The sequence below is a fragment of the uncultured Methanobrevibacter sp. genome (assembly GCF_937881195.1).
Taxonomy (GTDB): domain Archaea; phylum Methanobacteriota; class Methanobacteria; order Methanobacteriales; family Methanobacteriaceae; genus Methanobinarius.
In genome coordinates, this window is the sequence record NZ_CALGFC010000029.1 from 60,723 (window position 1) to 72,585 (window position 11,863).

13 protein-coding genes are annotated in these 11,863 nt (G+C 23.2%); 10 read left to right on the top strand and 3 right to left on the bottom strand.

The genetic code is table 11. The features are described 5' to 3' along the window. Positions 1–335 precede the first annotated feature (335 nt). The 5 genes from Q0087_RS04640 (at position 336) to Q0087_RS04660 (ending at position 4,346) form a co-directional block, all read left to right on the top strand. Positions 336–629, top strand: a complete 294-nt coding sequence (locus Q0087_RS04640) for a hypothetical protein (protein WP_297898504.1) — start codon at positions 336–338, stop codon at positions 627–629. A gap of 374 nt (positions 630–1,003) precedes the next feature. Continuing rightward, positions 1,004–1,579: a helix-turn-helix domain-containing protein gene (locus Q0087_RS04645; protein WP_297898505.1), complete on the top strand. Its 576-nt coding sequence runs from the start codon at positions 1,004–1,006 to the stop codon at positions 1,577–1,579. 97 nt (positions 1,580–1,676) lie between these two features. After that, positions 1,677–2,096 carry a thioesterase family protein gene (locus tag Q0087_RS04650; RefSeq protein WP_297898506.1) on the top strand — a complete coding sequence of 140 codons (420 nt, stop codon included), beginning with the start codon at positions 1,677–1,679 and terminating at the stop codon, positions 2,094–2,096. Positions 2,097–2,186: 90 nt separating this feature from the next. After that, on the top strand, positions 2,187–3,842 hold the full coding sequence (locus Q0087_RS04655) for an AMP-binding protein (protein WP_297898507.1): 1,656 nt from the start codon (positions 2,187–2,189) through the stop codon (positions 3,840–3,842). A gap of 153 nt (positions 3,843–3,995) precedes the next feature. Beyond that, positions 3,996–4,346 carry a hypothetical protein gene (locus Q0087_RS04660; RefSeq protein WP_297898508.1) on the top strand — a complete coding sequence of 117 codons (351 nt, stop codon included), beginning with the start codon at positions 3,996–3,998 and terminating at the stop codon, positions 4,344–4,346. 183 nt (positions 4,347–4,529) lie between these two features. On the opposite strand, the gene Q0087_RS04665 is transcribed toward Q0087_RS04660, so the two are convergent. Further along, a complete protein-coding gene (locus tag Q0087_RS04665) occupies positions 4,530–5,129 on the bottom strand; it encodes a YigZ family protein (RefSeq protein WP_297898509.1) in 600 nt (199 codons plus the stop codon). A 377-nt stretch (positions 5,130–5,506) separates the two neighbouring features. Between Q0087_RS04665 and Q0087_RS04670 the strand changes: the two genes are divergently transcribed. Further along, positions 5,507–5,896 (top strand): hypothetical protein, encoded by a 390-nt coding sequence (locus tag Q0087_RS04670; RefSeq protein WP_297898510.1) that lies wholly within the window; start codon positions 5,507–5,509, stop codon positions 5,894–5,896. Between the two features lie 145 nt (positions 5,897–6,041). On the opposite strand, the gene arfB is transcribed toward Q0087_RS04670, so the two are convergent. Together arfB and Q0087_RS04680 are read right to left on the bottom strand one after the other, a co-directional pair. Further along, the gene (gene arfB, locus Q0087_RS04675; protein ID WP_297898511.1) at positions 6,042–6,737 is read right to left on the bottom strand and encodes a 2-amino-5-formylamino-6-ribosylaminopyrimidin-4(3H)-one 5'-monophosphate deformylase; all 696 of its coding nucleotides are present in this window, start codon (positions 6,735–6,737) and stop codon (positions 6,042–6,044) included. 61 nt (positions 6,738–6,798) lie between these two features. Then, a complete protein-coding gene (locus Q0087_RS04680; RefSeq protein ID WP_297898512.1) occupies positions 6,799–7,302 on the bottom strand; it encodes an RNA-binding protein in 504 nt (167 codons plus the stop codon). 451 nt (positions 7,303–7,753) lie between these two features. Between Q0087_RS04680 and Q0087_RS04685 the strand changes: the two genes are divergently transcribed. The 4 genes from Q0087_RS04685 to Q0087_RS04700 all read left to right on the top strand — a co-directional run bounded on the left by Q0087_RS04685 (position 7,754) and on the right by Q0087_RS04700 (position 11,551). Further along, the gene (locus Q0087_RS04685) at positions 7,754–8,191 is read left to right on the top strand and encodes a MarR family winged helix-turn-helix transcriptional regulator (RefSeq protein ID WP_297898513.1); all 438 of its coding nucleotides are present in this window, start codon (positions 7,754–7,756) and stop codon (positions 8,189–8,191) included. 351 nt (positions 8,192–8,542) lie between these two features. Next, positions 8,543–8,737: a 4-oxalocrotonate tautomerase DmpI gene (gene dmpI, locus Q0087_RS04690; RefSeq protein WP_297898514.1), complete on the top strand. Its 195-nt coding sequence runs from the start codon at positions 8,543–8,545 to the stop codon at positions 8,735–8,737. Positions 8,738–9,290: 553 nt separating this feature from the next. Next, on the top strand, positions 9,291–10,691 hold the full coding sequence (locus Q0087_RS04695; RefSeq protein ID WP_297898515.1) for a cation transporter: 1,401 nt from the start codon (positions 9,291–9,293) through the stop codon (positions 10,689–10,691). 218 nt (positions 10,692–10,909) lie between these two features. After that, positions 10,910–11,551, top strand: coding sequence for a TMEM175 family protein (locus Q0087_RS04700; RefSeq protein WP_297898516.1), 642 nt, complete (start codon positions 10,910–10,912; stop codon positions 11,549–11,551). The last annotated feature ends 312 nt before the right edge of the window (positions 11,552–11,863 follow it).

Below are 11,863 nucleotides of genomic sequence, written 5' to 3' on the forward strand. Positions count from 1 at the left end.
ATATTATTTTATAGAAAATATAATTAATTCTAAGAAATATTTAATTTTTAGAAAAGAAGTTTAATTATTTTTTAAAATCAATTATTCATATCCTGATAACAAATATAATAACAAATTCATATTATCTAACAAATTTTTTAGTATTTATTAAAATTTCAATTTTAATAAATTATTATATAAATTAGCTTAAATATAATAAATATAAATATTAATATGAATAAAATTAATTATGATAAAAATAATATTATAAAAATGATATTGAAAGTATTATAATTAAAATCTTGATATAATTTACTGTTAGATAAGTTTAGTAGTATTGAATAATTGGTGATAAATTGAATCCTATAAAAAAAGGAAATCTTATGGTTATATTATTGATAGCTCTTTTAGCATTTGGCTTGAGCACAGTGGTAGCATCTTTCACTAATGGGGATTTAATTTTAGGAATGTTAAATATTACTAAAAATAATGAGAGTACAGAATTAATAGCTGTTTCAGATGGAAATTTTACGGCTTTAACAGCTAATCAAGCTATTATTAAAATTGAAAATAATACTAATAAAACTAATGATACAAACAGAACTAATAGAACAAATACAACGAATATAACTAATTTTTCTCTAGATTAATTTCTAGATTAAATTTATGAATTAATTAATTTAAACTATTTTAAACTATTTTAAACATATAAAATTATTTTAAACACATCAGTTTAAATATTAAATCATTTTAATTAATCTAATGGACTAATTAGATTAATATTTTTTAATCAATTTATATTAGATTAATTATATTAAATTAATATATTGGGCTAATTTATATTAGATTGATTTATATAATTGTTTAAATTTAATTCATTCATATTTAAATTTATTAATTTTTGTTTAGTTATTATTTTTGTTTAGTTATTATTATGAATCTTTTAATAAATTTATTTTTATTAGATGAATTTATTTATCTAATTAAGATTACTCAAATTAACTAAATTGACTGAGATGATAAAATGGTTGATAAAAATGAAATAGGGGCTAAAATAAAAAATTTAAGAGAGTCTCGAAAGATCACAAAAGAAGAATTATCTAAAGAAACTAATATAAGTTTAGAACTTTTAAATAGTATAGAAGAAGGAGAAGTTGTACCTTCATTAACACCAATTACAAAAATTGCAAAAGCCCTTGGAGTTCGTTTAGGAACTTTTCTAGATGATGCTCCTAAAAATGATCCATTAATTGTTAAAAAAGGCGAAATTAATAGTGTTGTTTATTTTTCTGGTGAAGAAAATCAGACTGATGTAAGTGCTTTGGAATTTCACTCTTTAGGAGCAGGTAAAAACGATCGACATATGGAACCATTTATTATAGATGTTCATACTGAAGATGGTGAATTTAATCTATCTTCTCATGAAGGTGAAGAATTTATATATGTTCTTGAAGGAGAAATTGAAGTTAAATATGGTCAAGAATCTTTTGTTGTAGCTAAAGGCGATAGTATTTATTATGATTCAATAATTCCTCATCATTTACATTCTCATAATGGTGAAATTTCTAAGATTTTAGCTGTTGTATATACTCCTTTTTAATATATGATGGGAAATATAGGCTTTTAATCAATAATTTGATGTTTTTAAGGCAATATTGTAATTTTTTTAAAGTAATGATTAATAATTAGTGATAATAATGTTTAAAGACTGTGTAACTCCTAGATTTGGAAATATAGATGGATTAAGACATGTAAACAATACTGTTGTAGCAGATTGGTTTGAAATTGGAAGAAATGGTATTTTTCGATATTTTACTCCTGATTTGGACCTTAGCTATGAAAAATGGAAACTTATAATGGTTAGAACTGAATTTGATTTTGTTTCACAAATGTATTTTGGGACAGATGTTGAAATCAGAACATATGTTTTAAAAATTGGAAATTCTTCTTTTACTACTGGCCATGAAGCTTGGCAAGATGGAGAACTTAAATCTAAAGGAAAAGCAGTTATTGTTCATTATGATTTTATTGAAAAAAAATCTGAACCCATACCTGATGAAATTAAAGAAAAATTAAAAGAGCATTTAATTAATGAAGAAGATATTGGGAAACCATAATTAAATAATTTATTAATTAAATATAAATTCAAATAGAATATATGTCCAAATAAAATATAAATTTAAATTAAACAATTTTCAAGTGATTATATGGTATTTTCTGAAGACACTATAGGAGAATTTTTTGAGAAACAAGTTAAAGCTCATGGTGATCAGGAATTTTTAGTTTATCCTGATAGGGATTTAAGATTCACCTATAAAGAATTTAATGAACGAGTTGACATGTTAGCTAAAGGCTTACTCTCAATAGGAATTGAAAAGGGCGATCATGTTGGTATCTGGGCAAAAAATGTTCCGGACTGGTTAACTTTCTTATTTGCAACAGCTAAAATTGGAGCAGTCCTTGTTACTGTTAATACTGCTTATAAAAGTCATGAATTGGACTATATTCTTAAACAATCTGATATGAAAGCTTTAGCTATAATTGATGGTTTTAGGGATATTAATTATATAAAAACCGTTTATGAATTAGTTCCTCAGCTAAAAGAACACCCTAGGGGCAAATTAAATTCTCCAGAATATCCTCATTTAAAATCTCTTATCTATATTGGACAAGAAAAACATAGGGGTATGTATAATACTAATGAATTAATGTTGCTTGGTAGACATCAAAGTGATGATGAATTAAATAAGGTTAAAGAAACATTGAATAATGATGATGTTATCAATATGCAATATACTTCTGGTACAACTGGATTTCCTAAAGGTGTAATGTTATCACATAGAAATATTTTAAATAATGGTCATGGTATTGGACATAGGATGAAATTTACTGAAAAAGACCGTTTATGTATTCCAGTCCCACTTTTCCATTGTTTTGGGATTGTTTTAGGTGTTTTAGCTATTTTGACTCATGGTGGAACTATGGTAATGGTAGAACTATTTGATCCTCTTTTAGTATTATCTGCTATTCAAAAGGAAAAATGTACTGCGGTTCATGGTGTTCCAACTATGTTTATTGCTGAATTAACTCATCCAATGTTTGATATGTTTGATATGTCTAGCCTTCGAACTGGTATAATGGCAGGTTCGACTTGTCCAATCGAAACTATGAAAGAAGTTATGGATAAGATGAATATGACTGAAATAACTAGTGTATATGGATTAACTGAATCTTCTCCAGGAATGACTCAATCAAGTGCCGATGATACTATTGAAAGGAAGGCAAACACTGTTGGAATAGCTTTTGATGATGTAGAAGTTAGAATTGTTGATCCTGATACTAATGTAGAGTTAAAACCTGGTGAAACTGGCGAAATATGTTGTAGGGGTTACAATGTTATGAAGGGCTATTATAAAATGCCAGATAAAACCAAAGAAGTAATTGATGATGATGGATGGTTACACAGTGGGGATTTAGCTACTGTTGATGAAGATGGTTATTTTACTGTTGTAGGGCGTAAAAAGGACATGATTATTAGGGGAGGGGAAAATATATACCCTCGTGAGATTGAAGAATTTTTATATACTATTGATGGTGTTCAAGATGCTCAAGTTGCAGGTATAGCAGATGAAAAATATGGAGAAATTGTAGGCGCATTTGTTATTAAAGAAGAAGGATCTGATTTGGAAGAAGAAGATATCCGTGATTACGCTTTGGATAAAATAGCTAGATATAAAGTACCTAAACATGTTTTCTTTATTGATGAATTTCCGCTAACTGCTAGTGGAAAAGTACAAAAATTTAAACTTAGTGAACTTGGATTAAATCTTGTTAAAGAAAAAGAAAGAGAAATAGATTTGTAATTAATAATATATTTGAAAATTGATTTTAGTATATCTATTTATACTATTATTCCTAAATATATTTATGTTATATATTTTAAACTTAATTATATTATTAAATTAATTATTTAATAAAAATAACAAATAACATTAATTAATTTTATAGGTGATTTTATGGATGAGAATAGACTTACCTTAGTTATAGTTGTTGCTATTGCAATAATTGTAATTGCGGGTGTAGGTGTGATTATGTTCATAAGCGGTAGTTTTAATACAGCAAATAATTTAAATGTAACTAATAATACTACAGCTTTAGATACTAATAATTCTACCAATAACACTACTCAGGTTTCAACACAAAGTTATAGTTCTAATGATTATAGTACCAGTAGTGACAGTAGTGATAGTTCATCATCAGGTTCACAGAATGAAGTAACGCCGAATGAGGAACCATTACCTCCATCAGATTCTGGTTCAGACTCTGATACTGGTGGCGATACTGGATCTGATTCTGTTAATGGCTAGTATATTATTAGTCATTAATTAATTTTTAGTTTTTTATTTTTTTATAAATCTTTTTTATTTTTAAAAGTTTTTTTTACTTAAAATTTAATTTTATTTAAAATGTATTTTTATTTTATAATTATTTTTCGTTTTGCTCATTATTTTTGTTTTATTGAATAATTGGATGATTACCTATTATTTAAATTATATTATATTAAGATATTCTCTTCCTAAATAATTTATTTTGCCTTTATTTTTAATTATTTTTTGAAAATTTTCAATATTATAAGTCAAATCAAGAGCTATTTTAAAATTTACTTTTTCTTTGTATTCTTTATTTATTACGTTTATATTATTTTCTCTGATTTCTTTTTCAATATTTTTTATAAATGTATATTCAAATGAAAGTTCATATATCTTATATTCTTCTATTTCAACAATTTTTGAGCTATCAAGTGCATCTAAAACAGATTTTCCATAAGCTCTAACCAAACCACCTGCTCCAAGCTTAATTCCTCCAAAATACCTTGTTACAATAGCTACAATATTACTTAATTCATTTTTTTTTAATATATTAAGCATAGGTCTTCCTGCTGTACCACTAGGTTCTCCATCATCATCATAACCTTCTCCATCAATAACTATATATGCAGAACAATTGTGGGTTGCATCATTATATTTTTCAGATATATATTTTATAATTTCTTTAGCTTCTTTAATATTCTTTGCAGGATAAATTCTACATATAAATTGTGATTTTTTTATTTCTAAATCTACTTTGTAAGGTTTCTCGATGGTTTTCATATTATCATTTAATAAATTATTTAAAAAATATTTATTATGAAATAATTATAATCAAATTAGGGATAATTATATAAATAAAACAATACTATATATATTATATAATAATTTAAATAGTTATTATAATTTGGATAATATTATAATTAAATATTTAATTATTTATTTAATTAAATAGTTATTAACTGTTTATTATAACTATTTTAAACATAAATTTTATATATTTTATTACATTCAAAAATTATAAACATAAATTTTATATTTTAATAAATTAAAAAAACTTTTATATAAAAACTTTTATATAATATTAATTTTATTAAAAGAATTAATATACTAAAAGATAAAAATATTAAAAAATTAAATTATTTTTATTTGGTGATAATTTGAGTGAAAGTAGGTTAGCTAAGGTAATAGTGATATTTATAGTAGCCTTTGTTGCCTTTGGATTTAGTTCTGTAGCAGGATTTTCTACTGGAGGGCTTTTTGGAATAGATCTTTTTAATTTGAACAATGATTCTGGAGATACTAACTCTTCTAACCCATTTAGTTTTGAAGTTTCAAATAATTCTAATTATGATTCTGCATCATCTAATAATTATCAAACAACTAACGATCAGTCAGATTCTAATTCAAATTCTAATAATGGAAATAGCTCTGATAATAATAACAATAACAATAATAATAATAACAATAATAATCAAAATAATAACAATAATAATGGTAATGATAATGGAGATGGTGGCGCTGATTCTGGCCAAGAAGAAAGTGGCTAATTATCTTTTTAACTAATTTTATTTTTTAATATTTTTTACTAATTTTATTTTTTATTATTTTTTTAATTAATTTTATATTTTTTTGTTTTCAAATTTAGATATATAATATATTTCAATATTTCAATATTTCAACTGTCTTATTTTATTAATAATCTAATAATTTTTCTATATCAAAAAGCACAGAGTTTATTGCTAAGTTTAATAACTGTTTACCATAGCTAACATCAAGATAAACGCCATTATCTTCAATCTCTCTTGCTCCTTCTTCAATGTTAGGATCATTTTTTCGGGCATCTGCAAACTCACTTAATCCAACTTCTCCAAATATATTAACGTTTGATTGATTAGAAAGTTCATCTTCATTAAGTATTCCTAATATTTTTCCTATAGATATCTCTCCAGAACCTCCATGAGGTCCCTCATTTTCTATAATTGTATTGTTGACAATCAAAATATCTAAGGGGATATTTGATTCAATTTCATCTAAACATTGAAATAAAGGGATATTCCCTCCATGAGCATTGACTATTATAACTTTATCAATATTTAAATATTTTTTAGCTGATTTTAAAGTTTTTGTTATATTTTCAGCTAACTCTCTAAGTGGATAATGTATCCCATGGTTTATTTCTTCAATTTCATGAGCAGGATATATTATTCCTAAAAATTTAGCTCCACTTTCTAAAGAAGCTTGAAGAGATATATATGCAGCTATTTTAGCATCAGTATCTATTGGGAGAGCAGGCCCATGATTTTCTAAATGTGAACCTAGTGCAATTATCCCAATTTTATGAACATTTTTATTAAAAATATTCCCAGCATCATATCTTAGTTCTACCATTTTTATCACTTTTTCATAAAATAAGAAATATCTTAAATAAACTATTGATTCGTATTTGAAATTATATTTCAAGATTCCAAATATCATCACCAATATAATGAATATTCTGTATAGCTTTTCCAGAATCATTTTCAACCATTTCTTCTCCACTAATTTCTGCTATTCCTATAGCTAATGGTTTTTTATGAGTTTCTTCAACAACTATAACTACATCACCTTGATTGATATTGTCATCAGCTAAAACAATTCCAGGACTCATTATATCTGCACCATTTGTAACAAATTTAATGGCACCCATGTCTACAACAACTTTTTTCCCACCAATTTCATTTTCCAAAGCAGCTTTTAATGTTGGGAATGGTTTATCATCAATAATTATTATATGTGGTTCTCCATCAACAAGTACAAATGGATTTGGATCAACTTCTAAGTATTCTACACTAGCTTTATTTGGAATTATGTCAGAATAGTCTCCTAAATCATTTTTTAATTCTTTTAACTTCTTTTTTTTAAGATGATGTCTTTGTTTAACTTTCAAAATAAACACCTTGCAATCACTAAACATTATGTTATTAAGAGTATTTTTAATATACTCTATAGGGAGGAATGTTTAATATATAATTTGTATATATAATATTAGATTTTTATAATATAGATATTTTTTGAAATAATTTTATAAACTATTTATTAAAATAGCTCAAACTAAAAATTTAAATAATTAAGAATTTTAACTATTATATATTTTAACTATATTTTAATAATATCTAAAATATATTTAATCACATCTAAATTATATTATTATATCTAGATTATATCATTATATCTAAATTATATAGTTAATTATATCTAAATTATATTATTATATCTAGATTATATCATTATATCTAAAGTATATAGTTAAATTACATCTAAATTATATTTAAATTAAATTTTTTGATAAATTAAATTTATAAATTTATTTATTGATCCATATTAATCTACTTTGATTCATATTATCAAAAAGAATTGGTGAAATTATGAAAGATAGAAAAATGAATGAATTGACGGATAATATTTTGATGCTTCCTGCTTTTTATCAGAAAGTAGTATCATCAAAAAATCGTAAATTTAAATCTCCGATTTATTATCAGATAATCTGTATCTTAGAACGAGAAGGAAATCTCCCTATGTCTGTTATTGGTGATAAATTATTTTTATCTAGGCCTAATATGACTTGGAACATTGATAAACTAGTAAATGATGGAATTGTTCAGCGAATTGCAGATGAAAAAGATCGTAGGGTAATTAAAATATCTTTAACTCCTAAAGGGAGAGACTTCATGAAAAAATCACGTATACAAGTGAATAAAGATATTAAAATGAATTTATCTTCTTTATCTGATGAAGAGTTTAAAGATTTGTACAATGGGGTAAAAATTATTAAAAAAATTTTGTTTAAAATTCGACAATCATAAGATTATTAATAATTGTTTTTCTTGTTTTTTGATTAATTTTTTAATTTAAATTGTTTATTTTCTTTTATGAATATTTTTTAATAAGAATCTTTCATTTAAATTAATTATTTTATTCTATAGATTTATTTTTTTAATAAGAATCTTTCATTTAAATTAATTATTTTATTCTATAGATTTATTTTTTTAATAAGAATCTTTCATTTAAATTAATTATTTTATTTAATATGATATGTATTTCATAGATATTTTTAACAAAAGTTTTAAATATTAATATAGTTAAACTATTGAATAGTTAAAATTTTTAACTATTTAAATTTTAACTATAATATATAATAAAAAAGAGGGAATAATATGCCTGTAATCACATTTGATGGACCTAAATTAACTAAAGAACAAAAAGAAAAAATTACAAAAGCATTTGCTGAATCTGCAAGTGAAATTATAGGATTACCAGTTCAAGCAATGGTAACTATAATAAGAGAAAATGATTTAGAAAATATTGGATCTGGAAATATGTTATTGTGTAATATAAATGAAATGAAATAATTAATTAAATATTTAAATATACTTTATTTTTTATATCATTATTTTATCTTACTAATAACCTATTATATTTTTATAATTTTTTTATTTAATTATTGGATTGAATAAATAACTTTGATATTTAGAATTTGTCTATTTTTATTTTTATTTTTTATTTTTATTCTTTTATTTTTATTTTTATTTTTTTCTTTTTCCATTTTAATTTTCTATTTTTCCTTTTTAATTTTCTCTTTTTACTTTTTATTTTATTATTTTTATTATTTTAAGAACAAAACATCTTTTAATTTTCATTTGCTAAAATTAATAAAATTATAAAAAAATAAATAAAATGATTTTAATATTTTTTATTATACATATTAGAATTATTTTTTTCAAATAAGTGAGCCTTGTTGAAAATCAAATATGAGATTTGAAAGTCAGTTTAAACATTTGATTTAATGAAAATTATACACTAGTGTAGAAAACTATAGAAAAATTTATATAATTTCATTTAATTATATATATAAAGTTAAAAAACTATTGATTTTAGTAATAAAAAATAATTTTAAGTATTTTCATGAAAATAAATGGCAAAACTTTAGTTGGCTTTGATAAATTTATTTTAATGGCATTGTATGTTGAAGGCCCACTAAATTTAACTCAAATTGATGATAAAACAATTATCTTTATTTCTTCTATATGGTACCAACAATGGAATGAGATAGATAAATCTTTCTTAAATTCTATTATTGATAATATTGAGAGGTTAAGATGTTTTTTCAAAAAAAAATCTTTAGATAGTGACGATGAGATTGAAACTAAAAAAGGAAGTTTAGGTTCTATAAATCGTTTTATAAAATTGACTGAGTTTGGTTTAGTTGAAAAAAGTATTAATGAAAACAATAGCGATGAATTTTATAAATTAACTGTTTTTGGGGAAGAAAAAGGAGAATATCTTGTCAATTCTATGAAAAAAAGAGGAAAAGAAATTGATAAGTATTTTTTTAATACTAATGCAGTAGCTAGGAACAATATTTTCATTGATTTCTTTTTAGCTATTTTGAAATTATCTGCTGGATTTATTAGTGGAAGTGTAGGTTTAATATCTGATGGTCTTGATGCAATAACAGATACAATATCTGCATTTTTTGTTTGGTTAGGAATTAAATTCCATCATGAATTTTTAAGTACAATTCTTGTTATTATTATGTTGTTTGTAGCTGGTTTTAGTGCTGCTTATGAATCAATAACCCGAATTATTGAAATATTAAATAATACTGTTAACCCAATTAATCAAGTTCCTTTAGTTGTTGCTGTTGAAGGTATTGCGATTTTATCTGCAATTGGATTATTTATATATCAGAGGCATGTAGGAAGATCTTATAATAATTTAACCATTATTTCACAATCAGTTGATTCTAAAAATCATATATTCATAGGTTCTGCAGTTATTATTGGCGCAATATTATCTTTATTTAATATATTTTGGGTTGATGCAATAGTAGGAATTTTCATAGCATTTGGAATTTTAAGAGATGCTTTTGGACTTTTAAAAGATGCAAAATCTTCCTATGAGGGTGAAGAAACTGATTTTTCTAAATATAAAACCTTTTTTGGAGATTACATAAACATAAATCATTTGGAGACATTTAGACTTTGGATTTTATTTGCAATTCGCAATAAAAATATTAATACTCAAAAAGAATTAGTTAAATCATTTAATGAGATATTTAAAGATAATTATATTCCAGTCATCTCTGAACTTGATTTAATTCCCAATGAAAATTTAGATTTTCAAAATAACTTTGAGGAAATTATCAGTCATTTGATTGATAATAATTGGGTTGAAAAAAATGGAGATAATTATAAAATAACCGAATTAGGATTAGAACATTTAGATTCTATATTAAATGATTTTAACACTTTTGATGTTAAATTTTCCGATTCTCTACTTCTTAAGTTGTCTAATGAACAGTAGTGTTGTAAAAAATTAATATGCTGAATAAAATACTTTCAATATTGTGAAAATTCAAATAATTAATTGGTTAAAGTTATATTATTGAAAAAGCATAGTATTAAAATGTATATGCTGGTATTTGAGGATATTATTTAAAATTTTATTATTTTAAATTTTATTATTTTAAATTTTATTATTTTAAATTTATTGTTATATTAATTTAGATATGATGTGGAATTATGAAAACTATCTTTGAGAAAACAGATCAAGGAGACTTTGTTTCTACTGGAAGTGCTGAAGCTATAACTGATGGTGTTTTTGCTGTTGCTATGACAATTTTAGTTTTAGCTATTCATATTCCTAATAAAGATGAATTAGGGTCAATGGTTCAGCTAAATTCATATTTACAAGGATTTACAATTGATATATTTTTGTTTGTTTTGTGTTTTTTAATTTTAGGATCTATCTGGATTGAAATAAGATTTTTACTACACAATTTAGAGAAAATAGACAAAAGATTCATGTGGATGACATTATTAATCTTAATGTTTGTAGTATTAGTTCCAGTAACATATCCCTTAATAAGTGATTTTGGAACACAATTTTTTATATTTAGATATTTATTCCATATAAATTTATTATTGATTGGGCTTTTAATGCTATTTCAATATATTTATGCAGAAAAGAAAGGCTTTTTTAGCAATATTGAAAATTACGCTTATAAAAAAAGAACTGCATTTTTCTTCCCATTAATTGCTTTTATAGCTTTAATTCTTTCATTTTTTATTTCTGGAAGTAGTGTTATATACTTTTTACTCTTCTTTGATAATTTTATAGTCAAAATTCCTGATTATATAACAAATAAGTTTAAAAATAGCTAAAATAATTCTTTATAATATAATAAAAAATTTTATTTTTTTAAATTTTCTTTAATTTTATGTTCTATTTTTAATATATTTTGTTTGTTCTTAATATCATATAGGAATTTTTCATTATAGGTGGTAATGATAATCCTCTATTTTATTTTAAGTGGTTATTTGTTTGATTTTTTGGTTTGTTTTTAATTTTACTCTATTATTTGTTTTTTTCTTTTTATAGTATTTTTTATTATTTTTTGGGAAGTTATATATATTAGAATGTTTATATAATTTATTATAATATTACATAGTGAGTATTCACATATATTTTTTTTA